The 26,781-nt window shown below is 63.6% G+C and carries 24 protein-coding genes; 9 read left to right on the top strand and 15 right to left on the bottom strand.

Features of this window, described 5'->3' with window-relative positions:
• Window positions 1–29 precede the first annotated feature (29 nt).
• The 5 genes from pcaF to CIT31_RS20650 are packed head-to-tail and all read right to left on the bottom strand — an operon-like array spanning window position 30 to window position 6,197.
• Window positions 30–1,235, bottom strand: coding sequence for a 3-oxoadipyl-CoA thiolase (pcaF, locus tag CIT31_RS20670; RefSeq protein WP_095520129.1), 1,206 nt, complete (start codon window positions 1,233–1,235; stop codon window positions 30–32).
• A 52-nt stretch (window positions 1,236–1,287) separates the two neighbouring features.
• A complete protein-coding gene (locus CIT31_RS20665) occupies window positions 1,288–2,577 on the bottom strand; it encodes an NAD(P)/FAD-dependent oxidoreductase (RefSeq protein ID WP_095520128.1) in 1,290 nt (429 codons plus the stop codon).
• Complete coding sequence (locus tag CIT31_RS20660) at window positions 2,577–3,926, bottom strand: glutamine synthetase family protein (protein ID WP_095520192.1); 1,350 nt, start codon at window positions 3,924–3,926, stop codon at window positions 2,577–2,579. The genes CIT31_RS20665 and CIT31_RS20660 overlap by 1 nt, the downstream gene beginning before the upstream one ends.
• Before the next feature lie 37 nt (window positions 3,927–3,963).
• Window positions 3,964–5,247 carry a glycosyltransferase gene (locus CIT31_RS20655; protein ID WP_095520127.1) on the bottom strand — a complete coding sequence of 428 codons (1,284 nt, stop codon included), beginning with the start codon at window positions 5,245–5,247 and terminating at the stop codon, window positions 3,964–3,966.
• Window positions 5,247–6,197 (bottom strand): GntR family transcriptional regulator, encoded by a 951-nt coding sequence (locus tag CIT31_RS20650; protein ID WP_095520126.1) that lies wholly within the window; start codon window positions 6,195–6,197, stop codon window positions 5,247–5,249. The genes CIT31_RS20655 and CIT31_RS20650 overlap by 1 nt, the downstream gene beginning before the upstream one ends.
• A gap of 236 nt (window positions 6,198–6,433) precedes the next feature.
• On the opposite strand from CIT31_RS20650, the gene CIT31_RS20645 reads away from it, so the two are divergent.
• The 8 genes from CIT31_RS20645 (at window position 6,434) to CIT31_RS20605 (ending at window position 14,081) form a co-directional block, all read left to right on the top strand.
• A complete protein-coding gene (locus CIT31_RS20645) occupies window positions 6,434–7,498 on the top strand; it encodes a polyamine ABC transporter substrate-binding protein (protein ID WP_095520125.1) in 1,065 nt (354 codons plus the stop codon).
• Between the two features lie 105 nt (window positions 7,499–7,603).
• Window positions 7,604–8,446 (top strand): ABC transporter permease, encoded by an 843-nt coding sequence (locus CIT31_RS20640; protein WP_095520124.1) that lies wholly within the window; start codon window positions 7,604–7,606, stop codon window positions 8,444–8,446.
• Window positions 8,439–9,233, top strand: coding sequence for an ABC transporter permease (locus CIT31_RS20635; protein ID WP_065007328.1), 795 nt, complete (start codon window positions 8,439–8,441; stop codon window positions 9,231–9,233). The genes CIT31_RS20640 and CIT31_RS20635 overlap by 8 nt, the downstream gene beginning before the upstream one ends.
• Window positions 9,230–10,303, top strand: coding sequence for an ABC transporter ATP-binding protein (locus CIT31_RS20630; protein ID WP_095520123.1), 1,074 nt, complete (start codon window positions 9,230–9,232; stop codon window positions 10,301–10,303). Before CIT31_RS20635 ends, CIT31_RS20630 begins: the two co-directional genes overlap by 4 nt.
• Window positions 10,304–10,320: 17 nt before the next feature.
• Entirely contained in the window at window positions 10,321–11,595 is a 1,275-nt protein-coding gene (locus CIT31_RS20625; protein WP_095520122.1) for a glycosyltransferase, read from the top strand.
• Between the two features lie 238 nt (window positions 11,596–11,833).
• A complete protein-coding gene (locus tag CIT31_RS20615; protein ID WP_029349233.1) occupies window positions 11,834–12,184 on the top strand; it encodes a cupin domain-containing protein in 351 nt (116 codons plus the stop codon).
• A 24-nt stretch (window positions 12,185–12,208) separates the two neighbouring features.
• Window positions 12,209–12,553: a cupin domain-containing protein gene (locus CIT31_RS20610; RefSeq protein WP_023800538.1), complete on the top strand. Its 345-nt coding sequence runs from the start codon at window positions 12,209–12,211 to the stop codon at window positions 12,551–12,553.
• A 19-nt stretch (window positions 12,554–12,572) separates the two neighbouring features.
• Window positions 12,573–14,081, top strand: a complete 1,509-nt coding sequence (locus CIT31_RS20605) for an aldehyde dehydrogenase family protein (RefSeq protein ID WP_095520121.1) — start codon at window positions 12,573–12,575, stop codon at window positions 14,079–14,081.
• A gap of 32 nt (window positions 14,082–14,113) precedes the next feature.
• Here the strand turns inward: CIT31_RS20605 and CIT31_RS20600 are convergent, their stop codons facing one another.
• The 5 genes from CIT31_RS20600 to CIT31_RS20580 all read right to left on the bottom strand — a co-directional run bounded on the left by CIT31_RS20600 (window position 14,114) and on the right by CIT31_RS20580 (window position 18,918).
• Window positions 14,114–14,875: an SDR family NAD(P)-dependent oxidoreductase gene (locus CIT31_RS20600; RefSeq protein WP_095520120.1), complete on the bottom strand. Its 762-nt coding sequence runs from the start codon at window positions 14,873–14,875 to the stop codon at window positions 14,114–14,116.
• A 10-nt stretch (window positions 14,876–14,885) separates the two neighbouring features.
• On the bottom strand, window positions 14,886–15,698 hold the full coding sequence (locus tag CIT31_RS20595; RefSeq protein WP_095520119.1) for an ABC transporter permease: 813 nt from the start codon (window positions 15,696–15,698) through the stop codon (window positions 14,886–14,888).
• The gene (locus CIT31_RS20590) at window positions 15,698–16,561 is read right to left on the bottom strand and encodes an ABC transporter permease (RefSeq protein WP_095520118.1); all 864 of its coding nucleotides are present in this window, start codon (window positions 16,559–16,561) and stop codon (window positions 15,698–15,700) included. The genes CIT31_RS20595 and CIT31_RS20590 overlap by 1 nt, the downstream gene beginning before the upstream one ends.
• A gap of 76 nt (window positions 16,562–16,637) precedes the next feature.
• Complete coding sequence (locus CIT31_RS20585; RefSeq protein WP_095520117.1) at window positions 16,638–17,801, bottom strand: ABC transporter substrate-binding protein; 1,164 nt, start codon at window positions 17,799–17,801, stop codon at window positions 16,638–16,640.
• Window positions 17,782–18,918, bottom strand: coding sequence for an ABC transporter ATP-binding protein (locus CIT31_RS20580; protein WP_095520116.1), 1,137 nt, complete (start codon window positions 18,916–18,918; stop codon window positions 17,782–17,784). Before CIT31_RS20580 ends, CIT31_RS20585 begins: the two co-directional genes overlap by 20 nt.
• A 113-nt stretch (window positions 18,919–19,031) precedes the next feature.
• Here CIT31_RS20580 and CIT31_RS20575 point away from each other — a divergent pair, with 113 nt between their 5' ends.
• The gene (locus tag CIT31_RS20575) at window positions 19,032–19,844 is read left to right on the top strand and encodes a response regulator transcription factor (RefSeq protein ID WP_029349248.1); all 813 of its coding nucleotides are present in this window, start codon (window positions 19,032–19,034) and stop codon (window positions 19,842–19,844) included.
• 31 nt (window positions 19,845–19,875) lie between these two features.
• Here CIT31_RS20575 and CIT31_RS20570 read toward each other — a convergent pair whose 3' ends face one another.
• The 5 genes from CIT31_RS20570 to CIT31_RS20550 form a co-directional block, all read right to left on the bottom strand.
• A complete protein-coding gene (locus tag CIT31_RS20570; RefSeq protein WP_095520115.1) occupies window positions 19,876–21,945 on the bottom strand; it encodes a 3-hydroxyacyl-CoA dehydrogenase NAD-binding domain-containing protein in 2,070 nt (689 codons plus the stop codon).
• Window positions 21,946–22,071: 126 nt separating this feature from the next.
• Complete coding sequence (locus tag CIT31_RS20565) at window positions 22,072–23,019, bottom strand: ABC transporter permease (RefSeq protein ID WP_095520114.1); 948 nt, start codon at window positions 23,017–23,019, stop codon at window positions 22,072–22,074.
• Between the two features lie 3 nt (window positions 23,020–23,022).
• Entirely contained in the window at window positions 23,023–24,003 is a 981-nt protein-coding gene (locus CIT31_RS20560; RefSeq protein ID WP_095520113.1) for an ABC transporter permease, read from the bottom strand.
• Between the two features lies 1 nt (window position 24,004).
• A complete protein-coding gene (locus tag CIT31_RS20555) occupies window positions 24,005–25,525 on the bottom strand; it encodes a sugar ABC transporter ATP-binding protein (RefSeq protein ID WP_165778511.1) in 1,521 nt (506 codons plus the stop codon).
• A 45-nt stretch (window positions 25,526–25,570) separates the two neighbouring features.
• On the bottom strand, window positions 25,571–26,584 hold the full coding sequence (locus tag CIT31_RS20550) for a substrate-binding domain-containing protein (RefSeq protein ID WP_095520112.1): 1,014 nt from the start codon (window positions 26,582–26,584) through the stop codon (window positions 25,571–25,573).
• Window positions 26,585–26,781: the final 197 nt, after the last annotated feature.

Genomic DNA, 26,781 nt, shown 5'->3' with positions numbered 1-26,781 from the left:
CCCCGGCCAAGGCGACCGAAAGGGCTGGATCAAGCCCGTTCGAGCGCTATCGCAATGCCTTGGCCGACGCCGATGCACATGGTGGCGAGCGCGTAGCGGCCGCCGCGCTCGCGAAGTTCCAGCGCCGCCGTGCCTGATATGCGGGCACCCGACATGCCGAGCGGATGGCCGAGCGCGATGGCGCCGCCATTCGGGTTGACGTGCTCCGCGTCCTCGGCGATGCCGAGCTGGCGAAGCACGGCGATGGCTTGGGAGGCAAAGGCTTCATTGAGCTCGATGACGTCGAAGTCTGTCGGCTTCAGGCCGAGCCGGGCGCACAGCTTCTGCGTCGCCGGCACCGGGCCGATGCCCATGATGCGCGGCGCCACGCCTGCGGCCGCGCCTCCAAGAATGCGGGCGATCGGCGTCAGGCCGTATTTTTTCACCGCGGCTTCCGAGGCGACGATCAGCGCCGCGGCACCATCGTTGACGCCCGACGCGTTGCCGGCCGTGACCGTGCCGCCGTGCCGGAACGGCGTCGGCAATTTCGCCAGCACCTCGATCGTCGTACCCGCGCGTGGATGCTCATCCTTCGAGACGATGACCGCGTCGCCCTTGCGCTGCGGGATCGTTACGGGAGTGATTTCCTTCGCCAGCCGGCCATTGGCCTGCGCGGTCACCGCCTTGTCCTGGCTGCGCAGGGCAAAGGCATCCTGGTCCGCGCGGGAGACGGCATACTCTTCTGCGACGTTCTCGCCGGTTTCCGGCATCGAATCGATGCCGTACTGCTCCTTCATCAGCGGGTTGACGAAGCGCCAGCCGATGGTGGTGTCATGGATCTCGGCATTGCGCGAAAAGGCGGTCTCCGCCTTGGGCATGACGAAGGGAGCACGGCTCATCGATTCGACGCCGCCTGATATCATCAGCTCCGCCTCGCCGGCCTTGATGGCGCGCGCGGCGATGATGACGGCATCCATGCCCGAACCACAGAGGCGATTGACGGTCGAGCCGGAAACCTCCTTGGGCAGTCCGGCGAGCAGCAGCGCCATGCGCGCCACATTGCGATTATCTTCGCCGGCCTGATTGGCGCAGCCATAGATGACGTCGTCGATATCAGCCCAGTCAATGCCGGGATTGCGTTCGATCAAAGCCCTCAAGGGAACCGCGCCAAGGTCGTCGGCGCGGACCGACGCCAACTGCCCACCGAAACGTCCGATCGGCGTGCGGATATAGTCGCAGATATAAGCCTCGGCCATCTATGCAGCTTTCTCTCTTGCGTTTCCCTGGTGCGGGCCCACTTGCCGATCCTCAATGCTTGATGCGGTCGCGCATCGCATACCAGAGCATGCCGAGCACATAGAGCGGACCGCGCAGCGCCGTGCCGCCGGGAAACGGCATTGGCCTCAGCGTCGAGAACAGATCGAGCCGCGACGCATCGCCGGTGATCGCCTCGGCGAGCAGCTTTCCCGACAGGGTCGACAGGATCACGCCCTTGCCGGAATAGCCATGCGCAAAATAGACTTCGCCATAGTGGCCGACATCCGGCAGGCGCGATGTCGTCACCGAGACCAGCCCACCCCATGCATGATCAATGCGGCGGCCGCGCAATTGCGGAAAGGTCTTTTCCATATGCGGCCGCACGAAGCCGGCAATGTCTGCGGGCGGCGACGGCGTGTAGCGCTCGCCGCCGCCGAACAGCAGGCTTCCGTCCGCCGACAGCCGGTAGTAGTTGACCACGAAGCGGGTGTCGGAAACGGCGACATTGCTTGGGATGACGTCGCTCGGGTCGTCCAGCGGCTCGGTGGCGACGATGTAGTTGCCGACCGGCATGATGCGGCTGTTGACGCGCGGCTCGAGCCCTTGGAGCAGGGCGTCGCCGGCCAGCACGACATGCCTGGCCCGGACCGAACCCTTGGCCGTCGCAACCCTGATGGCAGGTTCTCGCTCCAGCCGCAGCGCCACCGAATTCTCGTGGATGGTGACGCCCGCCGCTGCCGCGGCGCGAGCAAGACCCAGCGTGTAGTTCAGCGGATGCATATGGCCACCGAGCTTCTCGTACATCGCGCCGTGATAGGGCGTGTTCACCATTCCACGCGCCTGCGTTGCCGACAGCATCTCGACGTCATGAAAGTTCATCACGGTGGCAAGGCACTCGGCCTCTTCCTCAAGGCCGCGCAGATCGGAGCTGTTGACCGCACCGGCCAGATGGCCGGTGAGCCGGAGGTCGCAATCGATGGCATGGCGCTCGATCAGGTCGAGCACCAGCCCGCGCGCCTCGAGGGCGAGATCGAAAAGCGCCCGCGCCCGTTCGGGCCCATAGAGCTTGGCCAGACCCTTGGCGCCCTTGCGCAGGCCGGGAATGACCTGGCCGCCATTGCGCCCCGACGCCCCCCAGCCGATCTTGCCGCCTTCCAAGAGCACCACCTTCAGCCCGCGTTCGGCGGCATGAAGGGCTGCGGACAGGCCGGTACAGCCGCCGCCGACCACCACGAGATCGGCGTCGACGTCGCCCTGCAGCGCCGGATGATCCGGAGCCGGATTGGCCGTCGCGACATAGTAGGATTTGCCGATATCCAGGCCGGAGTTGAAGCCCATCATCAAACCTTGAGCAGCAGATGATCGCGTTCCCAGCTGGTGACGACGCTTTGGAACAGGTCGAGCTCGACGCTCTTGACGCGCAGATAGGTCTGGACGAAATCCTCGCCGAGCAAGTCCCGAACCGGACTGCACGCGGCGAAACGATCGAGCGCCTCCTCCATGGTTTTCGGCAGCGTGCTCTTGCTGCGATAGGCGTTGCCCGATGCCTCGGGCGAACGCGAGAGCTTTTCCTCGAAGCCAAGATAGCCACAGAGCAGCGTGCCGGCCATCGCCAGATAGGGGTTGGCATCGGCGCCGGGCAACCGGTTTTCCACCCGCCGCGCGGCCCGCCCGCCGGCCGGCACGCGCAGGCCGCAGGAGCGATTGTCATGCGACCACTCGATGTTGGCGGGCGCGCTGTGGTTCGGCCGGATGCGGCGGAACGAGTTCACATTCGGCGCAAACAGCGGCATCACCTCGGGAATATATTTCTGCAGGCCGCCGATGAACTGCCCGAACATCTCGGTGTCGGAATCGTCACCGGCAAACAGCGTATTCCCGGCCTCGTCGATGACCGACATGTGGAGATGCATGGAGCTGCCGGCTTGTGCGGCGATCGGCTTGGCCATGAAGGTCGCATGCATGCCATATTCCTGCGCGGCCTGGCGGGTCATCCGCTTGAACAGCAGCACCTTGTCGGCCAGCGGCAGCGCGTCGCCATGCAGAAAATTGATCTCCAGCTGCGCCGTGCCTGATTCGTGGATCAGCGTGTCGAGCGGCAGCCCGGCCGCGGCGGCATAGTCGTAGAGCCGCCGGATCACCGGCTCGAATTCCTCCAGCGCCGCCATGTCATAGGGATGCTGTACGGTTTCGGAGCGGCCATTGCGCCCGACCGGCGCGCTCAACGGCCGATCGGGATCGGGATTGGGCGCGGTCAGGTAGAATTCGAGCTCCGGTGCCACCACCGCCCGCCAGCCGCGCTGGCGATAGAGATCGAGCACGGCTCTCAAGACATGACGTGGCGAGGCCATCCACGGCCGATCGTCTATGTGAAACGCATCGGCGAAGACATAGGCTTTCCCTGCTCCGGCACCGGGTGCCAGGCAGAGCGTCGCAACGTCCGGCACCATCCGCATGTCGGGGTCCTGATAGCCGAAGCCCTCATCGTTGGAACCGGAATAGCGGCCGTCGATGCAGACCAGGAAGGCGCTGCTTGGCAGGTAGAGCGCGCGGTCTTCGAGCGACTTCAGGAACTTGGCCGTCGGCAAGGTCTTGCCGCGCAGCACGCCGTTCACATCCGGCACCAGGCACTCGACTTCCCTGATCCCCTGCTGCTCCAGCCATCCCTTCGGATCGTCCGTCGGGGTCATTTGCGGTGCATCCGTTGTCGTGGTGTTGAGCATCAGGTCACGTCCTTACGAGGGCGAGAATGGCTTCGGCGGCGATTTCGGTTCCCGGCGCCCGTGCCATGGTGACCGCATTCTCCTTGAGGCGAAAGCGCATCCCGCTGTCGGCCATTAGGCCAAGGATGGCATTTTCCAGTTCATCGTCGCTCCAGCCGTCGCGGCTGATGTGGCGGCCAACGCCGGTTTCCTCAGCGCGTCGCGCATTGTCATGCCCGTCCCAGCAATAGGGCATGATCAGCGACGGCACGCCGAAACGCAGCGCTTCGCAAAAGCTGTTGTTGCCGCCGTGATGGATGAAGAGATCGGATTTCGCGACGACCGACGGCTGCGGAAGCCAGGCGTCGAGATAGACATTGTCCGGAACCGCGCGATAGGTGTCGCGCAGACCGCCGACATTGACGATGAACCGAGCCGGAAGCCGGTCGAACACGGCAAGCATGCGCTCGATCAGGCCGACATCCATGGCGCCCAGGCTGCCGAAGCTGAGATAGACCAGCGGCCCGTCATTGCGCGGAAAGACCGGCACATCGAACGGCCCTTCCGAACGGACGCAGCCTTCGAGATAGACGAAGCGGGCCGGGTCGAGCTGCTCGGCGCGCTGCCTGCGCACGATTGTTGGGGTCAGCAGCAAATTGAGGTCGGGCGAAGCTTCGAGAAAAACGCCCTTCGGCAAGGGCGCAAGACCGGCGTCGATCCGAAGCCGGTTGAACCGATCATGCGCCGGAGCGACCGCTGCCAGATAGCGCGCCTCGAAGGCCGCGCGGCTTGGGTCGTCGGCGGCGAGACCGGACAGATAGGGTGGTACATCGGCGTCGGGAAGCTCGGTCTCGGCGCAGGAGACGACGCGCACCCATGGGCAGCCGGCGGCGGCCAGCGCCGGAAACATGATGACATTGTCGAGCACCACGGCGTCCGGCTTCAGCCGGGCCAGCAATTGGCGCAGCGGCGCCTCGGCATTGACCGCGGTATCGACGATCGCTTCCCAGGTCGGGGCGACGTAGGTTTCGAGCTGATCGATCGGGCTCAGCCTGAAATGCGGCAGATGCCGGCGCACGAAAGCTTGCCAGTAGCTCTGGCGTTCGCTGTCGGTCAGCGGCTCGTCGGTCGGCAACTGGTATTCCTGAAAACCATAGTCGGCGAACACACCGGAAAAGCCGGCGTGACAGATGAACACCGGCCGGGCGCCACGGGCGCGCAAGGCTTGCGCGATACCGACGCAATTGAGCGCGGCGCCGAAGCTCGCTTCGGGAAACAGCGCTATGGTCGGGCTGGCTTTGCGCGTCACTACGGTCCTCGTGAGTCCGGCCGGCTGATCATGCCGAACAATGCGGGGGCCCCACGACTGGCCGCCTGCGGCCGCTGGCTGCGGGAGAGCCGCAGGTGGACGCGAAGCAGATCGGCTGCAACCTCATACTGCCGGCTTTCCAATTGGTCGAGTATGGACAGGTGCTCGCGCAGCGATTGCTTCAGCCGGAAGACGTTGACGCCGGCATAGGTTCCCGGAAGCCGGCGCAGCCTGAGATGGTCGGACAGCGCGTCGGTGACGAACCGGTTGGCGGCGCCGTCGGCGATCATGCCATGAAAATCGATGTCCAGCCGCTGGAACTCTCTGATATCGAAGGCGGCATCGGGCAGCGCCAGCAGCGTTTCCATGCCCTGGCGCAAGGCTGCCGCGCGCGTCCCGTCCAGCCGAAAGCCGGGCGCCAGAATGGCGGCGGGTTCCAGCAGCAGGCGGAACTCATAGCTTTCCCCTTGTGCCTCCGGATCGTCAGGCGCCCGCCTGAACAGCCAGGCCTGCCCCGGTGCACGGTCCAGAAGATTTTCCTCCGTCAGTTTCTTTAGCGATTTTAGTACCGTCTTTCGTTCGGCACTATAGCGCCGCATCAGCGCGCCGATGGTCACCGTTTGATCCAGCCGGCGCGCCGATCGATCGCGCAGGATCATCTCCGCGAGCTCGTCTTCCTCGGCGCTCGGCAGGTCGGCTGAAACGGTCGCCTGGTTGGTGAGGTCGACGGCCAGCCGATAGCCCGATTCAGCCTCCCAGCGCACGACACCCCTTTCGGTGAGCAGGCGCAAAGCGGCGCGCACCGGGGTTCGAGATACGTTGCACAGCGAGGCGATCTGCTGTTCCGGGAGATGAGCGCCGGCCTCGAAGCCGCGCTGCCGGGCCACATCGAGAATGCGCTGAGCGAGATCGAGATGGTTGGTGCGCGGTCGTCTGGCGGCGGCTTGCATGGCGATTTCTCATGAACGGCTTGACCGCTACGGCCTGACCGATCGCGCTTATAGCGCGTTCGGCGATTTCGCAGCGACGTGCCAAATTATGGATTGACGTACTTTTTTCTGCAATAGTACTGTGAGGTCAAACGGCAACAAAAAGACCGGGGAACAGGATCGAAGCGGCGGCATGGTCGCAAGCGCTGGTCCGACGATTGATTGAATGCGACGATCAACCAGAATGGGAGTCTGTCATGACCGCCTCAACCCGCCTGCGCCATCCGTTAAAGATATCTTCGGTCGCGCTTGGTCTCGCCCTGGCGTTGTCGGCGCCGGCGGCCGCCGCCGACCTCGTCATTTCCAACTGGGACGGCTACATGGCGCCGGATGCCATGGCCGCCTTCAAGGCCGCAACCGGCGTTTCCGGCGAAGTCGTGGTTCACGCCACCAATGAGGAGATCATGGGCAAGCTCGTGGCTTCGGGCGGCAAGGGCTATGACGTGGTCTTCGTCTCCTCGCCCTTTGCCGAAGTGCTGAACAAGCTCGGCCTGATCGAGGCGATCGACCACGCGAAGATCCCCAACCTTGCCAATCTCTATCCCGAGGCGACGAAGCTGCCGCACGATGCCGGCAACAATTTCTCCGTGCCCTACACTTGGGGCACCACCGGCCTCTGCTACCGCTCGGATCTGGTCAAGACCGAGCCGGCCAGCTGGAACGATCTTCTCGCCCCCTCCGACGACCTCAAGGGCAAGACCACCATGCTGGCGACCGACCGCTGGCTGCTGGCCGCCGGCCAACTCGCCAAGGGCTATTCGGTCAACGAGACCGATCCGGCCAAGCTCGCCGAGGTCAAGGACCTGCTGATCTCGGCCAAGAAGACCTTGCTCGCCTATGACGACACCACCTTCTACTCGAAGCTGGTCTCCGGCGAGGCGTTGATGGTGCAGGCATGGGATGGCTGGTGCAATTATGGCATCGCCGAGAAGCCTGAGATCAAATACGTCATCCCCAAAGAAGGCTCGGACCTGTGGGTCGACACGATGGTGGTGATGAAGGCTTCGGCGAACAAGGACGCCGTCTTCCAGTTCATCAACTTCATGCTGGACGCCAAGAACCACGCCTGGGCGGCCCAGAACATCGACTACAAGGTGCCGAACAAGCCGGCTATGGAAAGCCTGCCGGCCGATTTCCTCGCCAAGTTCCCGAATATGAGCATGCCCGTGGCCGAGCTGGTCAAGTTCGAGCAGTTGCGCGACGTCGGCGATGCCCAGCGCGACTATTCGAAGATCGTGAGCGAGATCAAGGCCGCGCAGTAATCGGCATCAAAGTCAGAGATCACGGTCGACGGCGGGCTTCCGCCGCCGACCGTCGAGTGCGGTATCGCAATGGTGTCCCAAATCAGACTTCGCTCTTCCTTGCTGATGGCGCCGGCGCTGGCCTGGCTCACTGCCTTGATGGTGGTGCCATGCGCGCTGGTGTTGGCGCTCGCCTTCTTCCGGCGCGGCATCTATGGCGGCATCGAATACACGTTCACGCTAGAGAATTTCGGATTGGTGTTCGACCCGCTCTATGCTGGCATCTTCCTCAATTCGGCGCGCATCGCCGGCACGGCAACCCTGATCGCGGTGGTGATCGGCTATGCCGCCGCCTACGCGATCGCGGCAGCACCGCGCCGGCTGCAGCCTGTGTTCCTGTTCTTCGCCGTCTTGCCTTTCTGGTCCAATTACCTGATCCGCACCTATGCCTGGATCGTTTTGCTCAACCGCGAAGGATTGATCACTCAGCTCTTGCGCTGGTTCGGCTACACCGGCGAGCCGCCGTCGATGCTTTATACCGAAGGCGCCGTCATTGCCGGTCTGGTCTACAATTACCTGCCCTTCGTCATCCTGGCCTGTTACGCGCCGCTGTCGCGTCTCAATCCGGAGCTCGCCGAGGCCTCACGCGACCTCGGCGCTTCGGCGATGACCACATTTCGCCGGGTCATCCTGCCGTTGACGGTGCCGGGCATCGCCGCCGGGGCGGTGTTCGTCTTCGTGCTGTCGATCGGCAATTTCGTCACGCCGGCGCTACTCGGCGGCGGCCGCTTCCAGATGATCGGCAATCTCGTCTACGACCAGTTCCTGACCGCCAATGACTGGCCCTTCGGCGCCGCACTTGCCATGGCGCTGATCGCCATAATGCTGCTAGTGCTGACGGCGCAGGCCCTGGCTGCGGATCGCGCCGCAGGCCGTGCCGCCGAGGCGAAAGGAGGCGCCGATGGCTGAGCGCTCCCCCGCCACGCGGCGCACGCTCTGGCTTGTGCTTTCGCTGGTCTTTGCCTTTCTCTACATCCCGATCGCGGTGCTGGTGGCGCTGTCTTTCAACCAAGGCGGGCTGCCGACCGTCTGGTCGGGCTTTTCACTGAAATGGTATGCCTCGTTGGTCGGAAACGCCGCGATCCTTTCCGCTGCCCTCAACACGCTGATCGTGGCGCTCGTCTCGACGGCAATCGCCACCTTGCTCGGCACGCTGCTGGCGATCGGTGTCGAAATACGCCGGCAATATGGGAGCGGCCTCGAGGCGCTGATCTTTGCGCCGATGATCATTCCCGACATCGTGCTGGCGATCGCGCTGCTCAGCTTCTTCTCTTTGCTCGATTTCACCCTGGGCCTGCACACCATCATCCTCGCCCATGTCGTCTTCAACCTCGCCTTCGTCTGTTCGGTGGTGCGCGCGCGGCTGAAGAGCTTCGACTGGTCGATCGTCGAGGCCTCCGCCGATCTCGGCGCCTCCGCGCTCACCACCTTCAGGCGGGTGACATTGCCGGTCATCCTGCCGGCGGTCGTCGCCGGTGCGCTGCTCGCCTTCACGCTTTCGGTCGACGAGTTCATCATCGCCTTCTTCACATCAGGCGCCGGCCGCGCCTCGACTACGCTGCCGATGCAGATCTATTCGATGATCCGCTTCGGCATCACCCCGGAGATAAACGCATTGGCGACCATCGTCATGGCGGTCAGCATCACCGCGCTAACCCTGTCGCAGCGGCTCAACCGCGGGGTGATCGGCCAATGAGCGAACCCCGCACGCTGCTGGCGATCGACAAGGTGTCGAAGAATTTCGGCCGGGTGACCGCCGTCGACCGCATTTCGCTCGAAATCCGCGAGAACGAGTTCTTCGCCTTGCTTGGACCTTCGGGCTGCGGCAAGACCACGCTGCTGCGCATGCTGGCCGGCTTCGAGACGCCCAATCACGGGCGCATCCTGCTCGACGGGCACGACATCGCCAGGACGCCGCCCAACAAGCGGCCGGTCAATCTGATGTTCCAGTCTTATGCGCTGTTTCCGCATATGAGCGTCAGGGCCAACGTCTCCTACGGCCTCGAAATGGAACGCTTGCCGGCAAAGGAAATCCGCTCCCGCGTCGACGCCATCCTGGCGACGACCGAGCTCATTCCTTTCGCCGACCGCAAGCCGGAGCAACTGTCGGGCGGGCAGAAGCAGCGCGTCGCGCTTGCCCGGGCGCTGGTCAAGCGGCCGCGGCTGCTGCTGCTCGACGAGCCGCTCGGCGCGCTCGACAGGAAATTGCGCGGCGCCATGCAGCTGGAGCTGAAGCGCCTGCAGCACGAGGTCGGCATCACCTTCGTCATCGTCACCCATGACCAGGAGGAATCGCTTGTCATGGCCGACCGCATGGCGGTGCTGAGAGACGGCAAGCTGCTGCAATGCGACACGCCGCATGCGGTCTACGAGCATCCCGCCGACCGTTTCGTCGCCGACTTCATCGGCGTGATGAATTTCGTGCCGGGCAAGGCCACCGCCGACGGGGTGAAGGCAGCGGACGGCACACGGATCGTCGGAACGGTTCCCTCGCCTCTTGCTTCCGGCGCAGCGGCGGTCGCTTCAGTGCGGCCCGAGCGAATCCGGCTTTTCCCGTCGCCAGAGACAGCCAACCGGATCGCCGGCACCGTCGAGGCGCTCGCCTATCACGGGCTCGACCTGCAGCTGCATGTCCGCACCGCTCTGTCGCCAAAGCCGTTCCTGGTGCGCGTCACCGCCGACGCCGCCGACCGGCGCCCGGTCTCGTCAGGCGATGCGGTCGAACTCGGCTGGGATGCCGCCGACGTCAGAATTTTCGCAGATTGATTGGAAGGAGAAGCTTGATGGCTCAGAAGACGATCGCGTTTTTTCCGGAAGCAGCCTACGGCCCGGCGCTCAATTCGGTCGGCATCGCCCAGGCGGTCGAGGCGCACGGCCACAGAGCGGTGTTCCTGTCGGACCCTGGTTTCCTCGATGTCTACAAGGGCTACGGCTTCGAAGCTCATCCGGTGAACCTGTCCGAGCCGATGCCGCCCGACCAGATGGCAAAGTTCTGGGAAGACTTCATCAACGGCCACATCCCGAACTTCCGCAAGTCGCCCTACGACCAGGTCGACAACTACGTGAAGGATTGCTGGGCGGCGATTGTTGACAGCGCCAAATGGGCTGAGAAGGACCTGCCTGGTGTTCTTGCGACGATCAAGCCGGATGTTATCTGCGTCGACAACGTCATCCTGTTCCCGCCGATCAAGCAGTATGGCAAGCCGTGGGTGCGCGTCATCTCCTGCTCGGAAAACGAAATCGAGGACGAGGATATCCCGCCGCATCTGTCCGGCTGCGGTGAGAATGACCACGCCTGCCATCGGCGCTACCGCGATCATTTCAACGCGGTCATCAAGCCGATCCATGACGACTTCAACGCGTTCCTAAAGGCGAACAACGAGGCGCCGTATCCGATCGGCCAGTTCTTCGAGGCTTCGCCCTATCTCAACCTGCTGCTCTATCCCGAGGCGGCAAAGTTCAAGCGCCGCCATCCGCTCGACCCGGCAAAATTTCAGTATCTGGAAGGCTGCGTGCGGCAGGAGAAGCCCTACACCGTGCCGACCTTCGCGAAAAACAATGACGGGCCGCTGCTCTACGTTTCCTTCGGCAGCCTTGGCGCCGGCGATGTCGATCTGCTGAAGCGCATCATCGCGACGCTGGGCAAGACGCGCTACCGGGCGCTGGTCAATGTCGGGGGATACAAGGACCAGTACGCGCAAGTGCCCGTAAACGTCATCGTCGAGAGCTGGTTTCCGCAGCCCTCGGTCATCCCGCTGGTCGATGCGGTGATCCACCATGGTGGCAACAACTCGTTCACCGAGTGTCTCTACTTCGGCAAGCCGGCGATCATCATGCCCTATGTCTGGGATGGCCACGACAATGCGACGAGGGTCGAGGAGACCGGCCACGGCTTCGGCATGCCGCGCTACGACTGGAGCGATGCCGAGCTGATCGCCAAGATCGAAACCTGCCTGACGGACCCGGCAATCAAGGCCAAATTGGCTAGGACATCGGCGCAGATGCAATCGCAGAACGGCCCGGAGAAAGCGGCGGGGCTGCTGGAGAAACTTCTGTGACCGGGCTTATGGGTATGGCGTTCCTTCGCGCCCCCCTCTGTCCTGCCGGACATCTCCCCCACAAGGAGGGGAGATTGGCTGTCATCAGTGCTTTCGGCATCGCCAACTTCGCAAATGGGGCGCTCTCGGCGAGGCTGCCGATCTCCCCCCAAGTGGGGGAGATGTCCGGTAGGACAGAGGGGGGCGCCGTAGAGCGAAGGCCTCTCGAAAATGAGCGTCGCACCAACGGAGTACCCACATGACCTCCTCCGCGCCACATCTCCACCAGGCTTCCACCCGCGCCGACCTCATCGACTGGGGCACCCAGCCCAATGTGCTGGAAGGTGCTTCGCACTCGGCCGGCAGGCTGGTCCACAAGGGGCCGAACAACCAGCCGGAATCCGGCATCTGGGTCTGCACGCCCGGCCGTTGGCGGCTGGCGATTCCGCGCGACGAATTGTGCCATTTCGTTGCCGGCCGCGCGACCTACCGATCAGATGACGGCGAGGTGATAGACGTCTCCGCCGCCACGGTGGTCATGTTCCCGGCCGGCTGGGCGGGTGAATGCACCGTCCACGAAACCATTCGCAACATCTACATGCTGGCCTGAAGCCAGCCACTGGAGCTTCACGACATGCCGACACCGATCATGAAATCGCCGCTCGCCCTCACCGACCTGGTCGACTGGGGCGTCATCCCCACCATGATCGAGGGCGAATCCCGCACCTCCGGCAAGCTGCTGCACAAGGGACCGGAGGGCCGCTCCGAATGCGGGCTATGGGTCTGCACCCCAGGCAAATGGCACTGCCATGTCACCCGCGACGAGTTCTGCCATTTCCTCGAGGGACGCTGCACCTATGTCCACGAATCCGGCGAGGTGATCGAGATCGAACCAGATACTGCGGCGTTCTTTCCGCAGGACTGGAAGGGCGTTTGCACTGTCCACGAGACGATCAAGAAGGTCTACATGATCCGCTGAGCGGGTTGAAAGGAAGACCATGGAATTCTCCGCTGACCGGCCAACCTTTTTCGTCAATCCGGATTATCGGCCGATGACCGGTGCGGCAAAACCAGTAATCGATCCGGCGACGCTGGAAACCGTGGGCGCCATCGCTGCCGCAGCCGATGGCGAGATCGACGCCGTGCTCACCGCGGCGACCAAGGCGCAAACGGCGTGGAAGAAGCTCGACGCCAAGAGCCGCGCCAGACACCTGCATGCCGTCGCCAACGCTATCGAGGCGGCCGATTTCACGCGCTGCGCCGAGCTGATGGTGCGCGAGATGGGCAAGCCCTATCCGGAAGCGATCGGCGAGATCGCCAATTGCGCACCGATCTTCCGCTATTACGCCGAAATGGCGCGTGACGACGCCGGCAAGGTCGCCGGCACGACGCAGGCCGGTTCGTTCCAATATGCGCGCTACGAGCCCTACGGCACGTCGGTGCATATCATGCCCTACAACTTTCCGATCCTGTTGATGTGCTGGACCGTCGCCGCTTCGCTTGCCGCCGGCAATGCCTGCGTGATCAAGCCGGCCGAGGCGACGACATTGTCGACGCTGGATTATTTCAAGGTGTTCCGCTCACTGCCGGAGGGCCTGATTTCCTGCCTCCCCGGCGGGGCGGCCACCGCACAGGCGCTGATCGCTTCCGACCGTACCCATGCGGTCGCCTTCACCGGCTCGGTCGCCGCCGGCAAGGCCGTTGCCGTCGCCTGCGCCGAGCGCATGAAGCCTTGCGTGATCGAGGCCGGCGGCAGCGATCCGCTGATCATCAGCCAACACGCCCCGCTGGACGTGGCGGCGGCCGGCAGCGTCACCGCCGCGTTCCACCTCACCGGCCAGGTCTGCACTTCGGCCGAACGGTTCTTCGTCGTCGATGCCATTCACGATCGCTTTGTCGATCTGTTTGCCGAGAAGACACGGACGCTGCGCATCGGCAACGGCCTCGACAAGACCGAGATCGGGCCGCTGGTCAGCGAGGCGGCGCGGGCGAAAGTCATGCGGCTGGTCGACGATGCGATCCGAAGCGGCGCCAAGGCGGTCACCGGCGGACGCATTCCGCCGGCGCACAATGTTGGCTGGTTCTACGAGCCGACAATCCTGACCGGCATCACTCCAGACATGACGATCGTGCGCGAAGAGTGTTTCGGACCGGTCGCCGCGATCTACCGGGTCAAGGATTTCGATGAAGCGATAGAGCTTGCCAATGACAGCCCGTTCGGGCTCGGCGCCTCGGTCTTCACCACCGATCTTGCCGAAGCGCATGAGGCTGCGGAGCGGCTCGAGGCCGGCATGGTCTGGGTCAACAATCCGCTGATCGACAATGACGCACTGCCGTTCGGTGGCTGGAAGGCGTCGGGCCTCGGCCGCGAACTTGGACGCCAGGGGCTGGATGCCTTCCGCCGCTCGAAGATGGTGATCATCGACCACAAACCAGCGATCCAGGACTGGTGGTATCCCTATCCCGACAGCTGGTTCCGCGAAGCCGGCGGCCGCAAGCACGTGTGAGGTGACCCGGCCAGGCGCATTGTCCCGAAATGTCAGCCGATGCTTTCGCCGCCGTCGATCACCAGCGCCTGGCCGGTCATGAATGACGAGCGATCGGAGACGAGAAACAGGATCGCTTCGGCTATTTCTTCGGCGCTGGCCCAGCGCTGCATGGGAATCTTGGTGCGGACATAGCGTTCGATCGCATCCCGCCCGCCCATCTGGGCGATGAAGGGCTCGTTGAAGGGCGTATCGACCCAGCCCGGACAGAGTGCGTTGACGCGGACATTGTGCGTGGCATAGTCGAGCGACATCTGCCGGGTCATCGCCACCACGGCATGTTTTGAGGTTGCGTAGGCGATCATCTCGCGGTCGTAGAACACACCTGAATTCGAGGCGGTATTCAGGATGACGCCGCCGCCCTGTTCGATCATCGACGGCATGACGAGCCTGGCAGCGAGGAACTGCGCCCGCACATTGATCCGCCACGAGGCATCCATGCCGTCGACGCCGACTTCGGTCAGCGTGCCGCCGACCTGGACCCCGGCATGGTTGTGCAGGATGTCGATCCGACCATGTTTGCCGAGTGTATCCGTTATGAGTTGCTCGACCGCCGCGTCCTCGCCGACATCGGTAACGACCGCCTCGGCGCGGCCGCCGGCTGCTCGGATGTCGGAAGCCGTGGCTTCGCCCGCATGTTGATCCCTGTCGGCGATCACCACCACCGCGCCTTCCCTGGCCATGATCATGGCGCCGGCGCGCCCGATGCCCGACCCGGCGCCTGTCACCACGGCGATGCGATCTCTCAGAATCATGATGCGACTTTCAGTTTGATGGTTTGCGTTGGCGCAGTTGCCATTGGGCAAGCACCACAAGCAGCACCGAGGCGACGAGGACGATCGTCGCGATGGCGTTGATTTCCGGAGTGACCCCGCGCCGGATCGAGGCAAAGACATAGATCGGCAATGTCGTCTGCGCGCCGGCGACGAAGAAGGCGACGATGAAATCGTCGAAGGAGAATGTGAAGGCGAGCAGGAAGCCGGCGATCACCGCCGGCATGATCTGCGGCAACACGATGCTGCGGAAAGTTGTCAGCGGGGTGGCATAAAGATCACTCGAAGCCTCGACCAGATTGCGGTCGAGGCTGCCGAGGCGTGTGCCGACGATCATCGCCACCAGCGCCATCGAAAACAGGCCGTGCGCGGCGATGATCGACCCGTAGCCAAGCGCCAGCCGTGGCGGCTGGTCGTTCGGCCACAGCGATGCGAGAAACGGATTGACGATCCCAAATAGCTGGACGAGCGCGACCAGCGTCGAGATGCCGATGACGACGCCCGGAACTACGATCGCAGCACCCAAAAGCGCATCGAATATGGCCCGTGTCCGCGCGCCGACACGCGCCAGGCCAAGCGCCGCCGCCGTGCCGCACAGCGCCGCGAGCAACGCGCTGGTGGTGGCGATGAACAGGCTGTTCTTCAGCGCTTCGACCAGGAAAGGGTTCGACAGCGCCTTGCCGTACCATTGCACCGAAAAACCGGTGAGCTCGCTGGCGTGACGGCCGGCATTGAAGGAGAACAGCACCACCAGCGCGATCGGCAGGTACAGGAAGGCAAAGACCGCAACGACGAAGGCGCGCATCAGATCAGGTCCACCCGACGCGCGCCCGAAAGCCGGGTCGAAATGCGGTTGGCGGCAAGCAGCACCACCACCGAAACCAGAACCAGCGTGATCGCGATTGCCGATCCGAACGGCCAGTTGCGCGATTGCAGGAACAGGTCGACCAGCGCGTTGCCGATGAAGAAGACCTTGCCGCCGCCGAGCAGCGTCGGAATCAGATATTCGCCGAGCAGTAGGATCATGACCAGCGAGAAGCCGGTCATCACACCCGGCAGCGACAGCCGCAGCGTCACACCAAGGAATGTCGAGACTGGTGTCGCGCCGAGGTCGGCGGAGGCTTCCAGCAGCCGGCGATCGAGCCGCTCGAGGCTGACATAGATCGGCAGGATCATCAGCGGCAGATAGCCATAGACGATGCCGAGCAGGACTGCGCCCGGCGTGTTGATCAGCCGCACATCTTCGAACCCGCCATAGGCCAGCAATGCCGGGATGCCGCTCCCGCCCAGAATATACATCCAGGCGTAGGTTCGCATCAGTAGGCTGGTCCAGAACGGGATGACGACAAGCGCAAGCAGGATCAGCCGCCACCGCTCCGGCGCGCGCAAGGCGAGGTAATAGGCGACCGGATAGGCGACGAGAAGACTGGCCAGTGCGCCCGCCGGCGCCAGCACCATCGTATTCCAGAAGGCGGTCGCCCGCGCCGGAAGATTGACATATTGCGCCAAGGTGAAAGCAGCCTGGTAGCCGCCTTCCGGCGCCCGCTGGCCGACGCTGAAAACGGCGATCGCGACGAACGGCAGGACCAGAAAGACCACCAGCCACGCGGTTGCTGGACCGAGCAGCAGCGCGGTCAGGAGATTGTGACGAAGGACATTGCTGCGCATTGAAAAACCGCCCCGGTGCCGGCGGACATCTGCCCGCCGGTAGAGTTGCCTGCATCGGACCTATGGCCCGCCCGGTTCAAGCCGACTTGAAGCGCGCCATCAGTTCGGCCCGGCCCGGATCGGTCAGCGTCGCAGCCGCACCGAATTCCAGCGGCTTCAGCAGATCCGCCGCCGGGTAGAGGATCGGATTGGCCAGCACTTCCTTTGGCAGCAGCGCATTGACCCGGGCATCGGTGGAGGGCGCACCGTTGGCCAGGTGCTCCTTGACCGCGACTTTTGGGTCCATCAGGTAGTTGAGCAGGGCATAGCCGGCGGGCTTGTTGGGCGCATCCTTCGGAATGGCGTAGAAGTCGGTCCAGATCTCGCCGCCCTCCTTGCCAATCACATAAGCGATCTCCGGAATGTCGCGGTGAAGCTGTGCCCCGTCATTAGTCCAGCACATCGTCATCCAGGCGTCGCCGGCACGCATCGACGGCTGATAATCGCTGGAAACCGCGAACAGATGCGGCTTGACCTTCAGCAGCAATTCTTCCGCCTTGGCGAGTTCGTCCTGCTTCAGCGAGTTGAACGAGAAGCCGAAATATTTCAGCGCATTGCCGATCGTGGTGAGCTGGTAATCATGAACCATGGTCCGGCCGTCGCCTTCCGCCATAGCCGTGTCCCAGAATTCCTTCCAGCTCGTCATCGGCTTGGTGAGCTTCTTGGTGTTGACGGCAAAGCCGGTGGTGCCCCAATTCTTCGGCACTGCGTAGGCCACGCCGTCGATCGTGCCTTCCCCAGTGAAGCGTGGGTCCTGTTGCGAGCCGTCGAAATTGGCGAGCTTGGCCATGTCGAGCGCTTCGATGATGTCGAGTTTCTTATAGGTGGAGATCGTGTAGTTGGTCGGCACGAAAAGGCTCCAGCCAGAAGCGCCGGCCTGCAGCTTGGCCAGCATCTCCTCGTTTGACCCGAACACATTGACCTCGACGGCGACGCCCGTCTCGGCCTTGAAATTCTCGAACGTCGCCGGGTCGTGGTAATTGGGCCAGGTGGCGATCGACATGCGGTCGCCAAGACCCCCTTGGGCGAAGGCCGGCGAGGGCATAATGCCGAGCTCGCGGGCCATCACCGCCGTTGCGATGCCAAGACCGGTGAGGCCAAGGAATTCGCGGCGGCCGATGGAACCGCGCTTGAGGCGCATCAATTGATCGACGAATTTTTCGGGGCTTATCGGCAGTCCGTCACGATATGATTTCGACATGTTTGTTTTCCCTCTGGTTGGTCCCGTTGTTCTTGGGGTCCGGAAACGCGAGCGGCGTTCCGGCTGTAAAGCCGATGGCGACGGGTTCACCCGGCTTGAAGAGATTCTTACTGCCGATCAGGTGATCGGCCTTGGCGAGCAGCGTTCCGATACCCCCGACCTCGATCGCATATTCCGCGGTCGAGCCCAGAAAGATCCGGTTGCGGATAATGCCGTTGAGCCGGCCGCTTCCCGGCGCGCCGAGGCTTAAAGATTCAGGACGCAGGCTGACCGCAACGGCTTCGTCCTGCCGCAGCGAAGTCCGCTTGCGCGCGGCTATGACGGTACCGTCGGCAAGCGCTACCTCGACGAGGTTGCCCGAGTGCCCGGCGACCTTGCCGCTCAAGAGATTGGTCTTGCCGACGAAGTCGGCGACGAACAGGTCGGCGGGCTCGTCATAGATTTCGCTGGGCTGTCCGAGCTGGACGATGCGCCCGCCATTCATGACGCAGACGAAATCGCTCATCGACAGGGCTTCTTCCTGGTCGTGCGTGACAAGGACGAAGGTGATGCCGATCTCGCGCTGCAGGTTCTGCAACTCTATCTGCATGTCTGTGCGCAACTTCTTGTCGAGCGCCGCCAGCGGCTCGTCGAGCAGCAGCACCGCCGGCTTGTTGACCAGCGCGCGCGCCAAGGCGACACGCTGCTGCTGGCCACCGGAAAGCTCGTGGATCTTGCGGCGGCCGTAGCCGGCAAGCCGCACCATGGCGAGCGCCTCGCCTGCCCTCAGGCTGATCTCCCGCGACGCCAACCGCGGCCGCGCCTGGCGCAGCCCATAGGCGATGTTGTCCTCGACATCCAGATGCGGGAACAGCGCATATTGCTGGAACACCATGTTGACCGGCCGCCGGTAGGGCGGCGTGCCGGCCATATCGCGGCCGCGGATGAACACCGCACCTTCGCTCGGCTGTTCGAAGCCGCCGATCATGCGCAGGCAGGTTGTCTTGCCGCAGCCGGACGGCCCGAGCAGAGCGACAAAGGCAGATGGCGGGATGGCAAGATCGATGCCGCTGACCGCAGTCACGCTGCCGTAGCGTTTGGTGACCCCGCGAAACTCGATATCGGGTACTGCGGTCAAAGCTGCGGGCTCCAGCGAAGGCGATTTTCACGACGCTATCAGAGCCAACGGTGACTAGTATATACCTCGCAGGTGGTATACTTGGTCTATTTTCTCATTTAAAGGGGTATAAATTGAACGTATCGCGCAGCGACGAATACAACCAGCTCGCTGCGCTCATCGCTGCGACACGGGAGACGAGCGGCGAGCTTTTCGGCAAGGCGATGGTCACCTGGCTGCGGCAGCATGTCAGCTTCGATCACTGTGTGGTCTTCGGGTATCGCGGCGCCTCGCGGCCGCCGCTGCTGTTCGAGACGTTTTCGCCAGCCGAAAGCCACGTCTTCGTCGCGCTCTATCAGGAGGGGCCTTATCTGCTCGACCCGTTCCACCATGCGGCGGTCGAGCGCAAGGAAGGTTTTTGGCGCATGCGCGAGCTGGCGCCCGACCGCTTCTATGCCAGCGAATATTACCGCTCCTACTATAGCCAGACCAAACTGGCCGAAGAGGTCGGCTTCTTCGTGCCGCTGCCGGGAAAAGACGCGCTGGTGGTCTCGCTGATGCGACTGCATGCTTCGGGACCCTTCGGAACCGCCGATGCCAGATTGCTGCGCGACATGGCGCCGGCGGTGATCGGTTTCGCAAGGCTGCGCTGGCCGGCCCTTCCGGCCGACGAACCGGCAGAGACGAAGCAGGACGAGGCGATTGCGCCGGTCAACGAGTTCGAACGTGCTCATATCTGGAAGAGCCTTTCGCTCACACCGCGCGAAAAGCATGTCGTCGATCTGGTGCTTCAGGGACATTCGACGGAATCGATAGCCAGGGCGATGCGCATCGTACCGGGAACCGTAAAGGTCCACCGCCGCAACATCTATCGCAAGCTCAAGATCAAATCGCAGGCTGGTCTTTTCGCGCGTTTTGTCGAGATCATGGACGCGCGGATTCGGTAGTCCACGATTTTCTAAAATGGCCTCGCTCAGTTTAGCTGGCGACGCCTTCCCAGGCGCCGGTTTCAGCCATCTGTCTGAGCAGCGGCGCCGGCTTAAAAAAATCCTTGCCGGTCCGCTCGTGCCAGTGGTCCAGCCGTCCGATGATCTTGTCGAGTCCTTCGAGGCCCGCCCAGAACATCGGCCCGCCCTTGCCCACCGGAAAGCCGTAGCCTTTTACCCAGACGACATCGATATCGGAGGCGCGGGCAGCGATCCCTTCCTCGAGTATCTTCGCCCCCTCATTGATCATCGGATAGAGCGTCCGCTCGATGATCTCGTCAGCGCCGATCGCGCGCGGTGCGATGCCCTTCTCGGCAGCCTTGTCGCGGATTAGCGCTTCGACCTCGGGATTGGGAGCCGGCGTACGCGAGCCGTTCTCGTAGAGATAAAAGCCTCTGCCGGTTTTTTGGCCGAAATGCCCCTGTTTGCACAGCGTGTCGGCGATCATTGCCGTCTGGCCGCGTGCCTTGCGGTTGCGCCAGCCTGTGTCGAGGCCGGCGAGATCACCCATCTGGAACGGCCCCATCGGCCAGCCGAAATCGGTGAACACGCGGTCGATCTGCTGTGGCGTTGCACCTTCCAGCAAAAGCGCCTCGGATTCCGTGCCCCGCGCAGCCAGCATGCGGTTGCCGACGAAGCCATGACAGACGCCGACCACGACCGGCACCTTGGCGATCCGACGCGCCAGTTCGACGATTGTCGCCAGCACATCGGGCGCGGTCTTCTCGGCGCGCACGATTTCCAACAGCTTCATGACGTTGGCCGGCGAAAAGAAATGCATGCCGACGACATCCTGCGGGCGCGAGGTCGAGGCGGCGATTTCGTTGACGTCGAGATAGGAGGTGTTGGTGGCCAGGATCGCGCCTGGTTTGGCCACCGCGTCGAGCCTGCCGAACACCTCCTTCTTGACCGCCATCTCCTCGAACACCGCCTCGACGATCAAGTCGCAATCGGCGAGGTCGTCATAGGCGGTGGAACCCTTGAACAGGCCGAGCCGCTGACGCTTGTTGTCTTCGCTGAGCGAGCCGCGGCTGACCGACACGGCGTAGTTCTTGTCGATCATCGCCAGCCCGCGTTGCAGCGCTTCCTGCGTCGCCTCCAGCACGGTGACGGAGAAACCGCCATTGGCGAACGCCATGGCAATGCCGCCGCCCATGGTGCCGGCGCCGATGACGCCGACCCGCGCGATCTTGCGCCTGACAATATCCTTGCCGGCAACCTTCGCCGCCTCCCGCTCGGCGAAGAACAGATGACGCTGCGCGCGCGACTGGTCGCCTGCAACGAGCTTGGCGAACAGTTCGCGTTCCGCAACCAGCGCTTCTTCGAACGGCAGCGTCATGGCGTTGCGGACCGACTGCGCGCAGGCGATCGGCGCTGCGAGGCCGCGCGCCTTTTTGGCGAGTTCCGCCGCCGCCTTGTCGAATGCAGCCAAGTCAACCTTGTCGAGACGGCCATCACGGTCGCGCACCGGCGTGAACGGTCCACCTTTGCCAGCCATTTCGCTGGCGAAACGAACCGCCTGCCCGGTTAGGGCGCCGTCGAAGACGGCGTCGATCAGGCCGGCGGCAAGCGCCTCGGCCGCGCCGATCGGCGTTCCCGAGACGATCATGCTGAGCGCCTTGAGCGGCCCGACGAGGCGCGGCAGCCGAACAGTGCCGCCTCCGCCAGGCAGCAAGCCGAGCTTGACCTCCGGCAAGCCGAGCGTGGCCTGGCTGTCGGCAATGCGAAAATGGCAGCCGAGTGCCAGTTCCAGGCCGCCGCCGAGCGCTGTGCCGTGAATGGCGGCAACCGTCGGCTTGGCGATGGTTTCCAGCATGGCAATGATGGCGCGCAGATCCGGCTGCTGCACCGGCTTGCCGAACTCTGTGATGTCGGCGCCGGCGATGAAGGTCCGCCCGGCACAGGCGATGACGATGGCCGAGACATCGGGCTCGTCGCGCAAGGAAACAAGCGCCTGCATCAGCGGCTCGCGAACATGGAAGCTCAGCGCGTTGACCGGCGGATTGTCGATGGTCACGACGGCGACGCCGCCGTCCCTTGTAACGCTCACGAAATTGGACACCCAAATCTCTCGCAATGATGACGGCCGAACCGCGCCGACCGATTTACAGGGCCAATGCCCGGATGGGAACCGGGATGTTTTGCAGCAGGCTCTCGTCAGGACCGGCCGACAGGGACTGACGCTACTTCAGCGCAGCGCCTTCTGGCCGCCCGCGGCGGTGATGACGCCGACGATGATCAGTCCGGTCAGCAGCAGCCGGACGCCGGCGCTGACGCCGAACGTGTTGAGCATGGTCAAAAGCAGCACCAGGAACAGGGCCGCGCCCCAGACACCCGGCACGTTGGCCTTGCCGCCGGCCACCGACGTGCCGCCGATGACGACGACGGCGATCGAGGCCAGCAGGTACTCGTTGCCGATGTCGACATTGGCGCCGCGGAAATAGCCGGCAAGCAGCGCCCCGTCGAGGCCGCCGAGCGCGCCCGATAGCGTGTAGGTGAGGAAGCGAACGCGGCCGACATTGACGCCGGCCAGCCATGCGGCGCGGATGTTCTGGCCGATCGCCAGCACCGAACGGCCATAGATCATGCGCTGCAGCGCGATTGCAGCGCCGATGGTGAACAGCACGGTGAGGATCGCCAGCACCGGAATGCCAAGAATCTGCCAGTTGGTGAAATTGGCAAAGCCCGGCGGCGGCTTGATCTGCAAACCGCGGCCATAGCTGATGTCGATCGACTGGATGATGAAGCTCGCCGATAATGTGGCGATGATCGGCGGAATGCGCAGCGCCCAGATCAAGAGATAATTGGCGGCGCCGATGGCCATGCCGCAGGCCACCGCCGCCAGCAGCCCGACAGCGATCATCGCATCATTCCCGTCCATCACCTTCATGGCGACGGCGCTGGCGAGGCCGATATTGGCCGGCAGCGACAGGTCGACATTGCCTGGTCCGAGCGTGATGACGAACATCTGGCCGACACCGACAATGACGGTGAAGACGGCCAGAGAAAGTGCCGCCGTGATCATGCCGCCGCCGCCATATCCGCCGGTGAAGGCAATCGTCGCCAGCCACACCAGCAGCACGCCGATGAAGGACCAGATCCAGGGTTTGGCGAGCAGCAATCGCAATGATGCCATCGCTCACCTCTCCCTACGGCTGATGAGCATCCGGGCCGCCAGCACGATGATGAGGATGGCGCCATTGGCGGCAACCTGCCAATCGGGCGGGATGTGCATGAAGGTGAGCAACGGCGACGCGGCGAGCGCCAGCGTCAGCGCCCCGATGACCGCGCCGATCGGCGATACCCGGCCGCCGACGAATTCGCCGCCGCCGAGGATGACGCCGGCGATCGCAAGCAGCGTGTAGCCATTGCCGATATTGGCGTCGGCCGAGGTGGTGATGCCGATCAGGGCCATGCCGGACAGCACCCCAAACAGGCCAGCCAGTGCGAACAGCACGACCTTGGTCTTGAGCAGCGACCAGCCGGCGCGTTCGAGTGCGGCGGCATTGCCGCCCGATCCGCGCAGGATCACGCCATAGGAGGTGCGCATCAGCCCGAAATGGACGACCGCCGCGATCAGCAGCGCCGCAATGATGGGAAAGGGGATGAGAGGCGGCTTGAAGGCCATGAGCGACAGCAGCCAGTCCGGCGCTTTGCCGCCGGGCTTCGGCAGGATGAGGATGGCCAGACCCTGCCAGACAAAGCTCATGCCGAGCGTCACGACGATTGAAGGCAAATTGCGCAGATAGATCAGCGCGCCGAGCAGTGCATAGACGCCGATCGACCCGAGCAGGATCAAGACGCCGACCAGCGGCGCATCCTTCAGCCACGTCGCCGTGACGCAGCCGACGAAACCGACAAAAGTGCCGATCGACAGATCGAGTTCGTTGCCGGCGATGACGAACATCTGCGCGATCGTCGCCAGGGCGATCGGGATCGCCAAATTGAGCATCAGGCTGAAGCCGAAATAGCTGATGGCGCGCGGGTTGAGCCAGGCGATCGCCAGCAGCACCAGTACCAGCGACAATGCCGGCAGCAAGCCGCGCAGCAGGCGCGCCCGCGCCAGCCTGTCACGCTCGGAGGAACCTTTGAGGCCGGTCTCGATGGGTGCTGCCGTCATCTCAGGCAGCGTCGCCGAACGAGGACTGGATGATCTTTTTCTCCGTCAGCTCGTCGCGACGAAGGTTGGCGACAATCCGGCCGTTCTTGAAGACGTAGATTTGGTGGCAATTGTCGAGCTCTTCGGTTTCCGTGGTGTACCAGAGGAAGGTGCGGCCGCGGCCGGCCTCTTCGCGCACGAGGTCGTAGACCTCGAGCTTGGTGCCGATATCGACGCCGCGCATCGGGTCATCCATCAGCACAATCTTTGCGTCGGAACCGAGCGCCCGGGCAAACAGGGCCTTCTGCTGGTTGCCGCCGGACAGCGAGAAGATGTTATTGTTCATGTCGGGGGTGCGGATGCCGATTTTCTTTCGCCAAAAGTCGGCGAGTTCGGCTTCGCGCTGCGGCGAGATCAGCAGGCCGTTGCGCAATCGCTTCAGCGAGCGGATGCCGATGTTTTGCGCAATCGACCATTGCGGGAAAATCCCGTCCGACTGCCGGTCCCCGGCCACCAGGGCCACCGGCGCGGTGACCTCGATGCCGGTTTTGGAGCGCGCCGCGGCGGCGAAAATCGCGAGCAGCAGATCGGTCTGTCCATGGCCGGCCAACCCGGCAAGGCCGATGATCTCGCCAGCATGCGCCACAAGTTCGTTGCCGTCCTCTTGGCGCGCTGGGCGGGCCCGGACCCGCAACGGGCCGGTCTCCGGCTTTTGGGTCGCGATCTCGGCCGCTATCTTCTCACGCGCTTCCGCTCCACCCATGGTCGTCACCAGCCTGTCGCGATCGAAAGCCTTCGCCGCATCTGACGCAACGACCTTGCCGTCGCGCATCACCACGATGCGGTCGGCATGCTGCAGCACCTCGCCCAGAACATGCGAGATCAGGATGCAGCTCCGGCCAGTTGCGACAAAGCGCCGGACGAAGGCCAGCAACTGGCCGGCCGTATGCGCGTCGAGCGAGGACGTCGGCTCGTCGAGGATCACCAGCTCGAGCGGATCCTGCGTCACCGTGAAGGCACGCGCCACCTCGACCATCTGCCGCCTGCCGATGGAAAGGTCGCTGGCGATGTCGGAGGCGGAGATGCTGTGGCCCGGAAATATCTCGTCGAGCTTGGCCGTGATCAGATCGGCCGCCTTGCGCCGCCAACCGAGGCCGCGCAGCGCCGGGTGGTTGATACGCGTGTTCTCGGCGACGCTGAGGTTCGGGCAGAGCGAGAGTTCCTGGAACACGCAGCGTATGCCGAGCTGTTGCGAGCGCGGCACCGAATAATTGTCCTCGACATGGCCGCGCACCGCGATCCGCCCGCTGTCGGGCACGAGTGTGCCCGCCACCATATGCATGAGCGTCGACTTGCCCGCGCCATTATGGCCGACGAGGCCGACGCACTCGCCGGCGCCAACGTGGAAATCGACGCCGGCGAGCGCCCTGACGGCGCCGAAATGTTTTTCGGCTCCGTCCAGTCTGATGATGTCCATATTGGAGGCGCCGAAACGTTTTTCGGCGCCGTTCAGTCCGACGATGTCTGTGTTGTCCTCGGGCATCCCTAGCGATGTCCAGTTAGCAATGCAGCTGACAACGTGCCACGCTCACTTGATGTTGGCTTTGATCGCCGCGATGGCGTCTTCCTGCGTGTATTCGTGGCTGGCCACACCACCCTTGGGGATTTTCGGCAGCGCGGCCTCGAAAGTATCCTGGGTGAAGGCGAGGTATGGCACCAAGAGATCATGTGGCACATCCGTGCGGCCGTCGAGCACCTGTTGCGCCACCCAGAAGGCCAGCGACGATACGCCTGGCGCAATGGATGCCGACCACGTATGGTAGCCGTCCTTGTCCTTCTGTTCCTTCCACCATTGCAGCTCATCCTGACGATTGCCCATGATGATGGTCGGGCGCGGTTTGCCGGCGGCGGCAAAGGCTTGTGCCGCGCCATAGCCGTCGCCGCCCTGATCGACGACGCCGACGATTTCAGGCAGCGACGGCAGGATTGTCGCGACAGCCTTCTGTGCTGTGGTCTGATCCCAGTCGCCGGTCACCGAACCGACGATCTTGAACTTGGGATGAGCGGCGACGCCTTCCAGAATCCCGGCATGGATGGCGTCATCGATCGACGTGCCGGCAAGGCCGCGGATTTCCAGCAGGTTGCCGCCCTCGGGATGGAACTTGGCCATCTGCTCGACTTCCTGCCTGCCCATGTCCTTGAAGTCGACGACCACTCGATAAGCGCAGGGCTCGGTAACGATGCCGTCAAAGGAGACGACGACGATGCCGGCATCGCAGGCCTGCTTGATGGCGCCGTTGAGCGCGTCCGGCGAGGCGGCGTTGATGACGATGGCGTCATAACCTTGCAGGATCAGGTTCTGCACCTGGGCCGCCTGGGTCGGCACTTCCTTGTCGGCCGTCGTGAAGATGTCCGCGGCTGCCACCACCCCGTCGGCGACCGCCTTCTTGGTGACGATGGCATAGCTGTTGAGCATCGCCTGTCGCCACGAATTACCGGCATAATTGTTGGAAAAGGCGATCTTCTTGTCGCTGGTGTCGGCAAGCGCGTTACCTGACGCGAGCATCGCCGCAAGGGCACTCAAGACGAGTATCTTCTTCATGTGTTATCCTCCCATGGATTGCTGATCGTGGTTGGCTGCTGGTGGCTGTTATGACGGCCCTCGTTTCAATATTGTCAGACAAATTTAGATGGGCGCACTTGTCAACAGCGATCGGTGACGGTTTGACGATCAACTTGCGGTGCAATGATTGAAAAGGCTTCGGCTCCTGGTCTAGGGGTGGGGCAGGAGACCGAAAT

Origin of the sequence: Mesorhizobium wenxiniae (assembly GCF_002284535.1) — a bacterium.
Taxonomy (GTDB): domain Bacteria; phylum Pseudomonadota; class Alphaproteobacteria; order Rhizobiales; family Rhizobiaceae; genus Mesorhizobium; species Mesorhizobium wenxiniae.
Note: the sequence above shows the minus strand (reverse complement) of the source record. Positions and strands in the feature narration are given on the sequence as shown.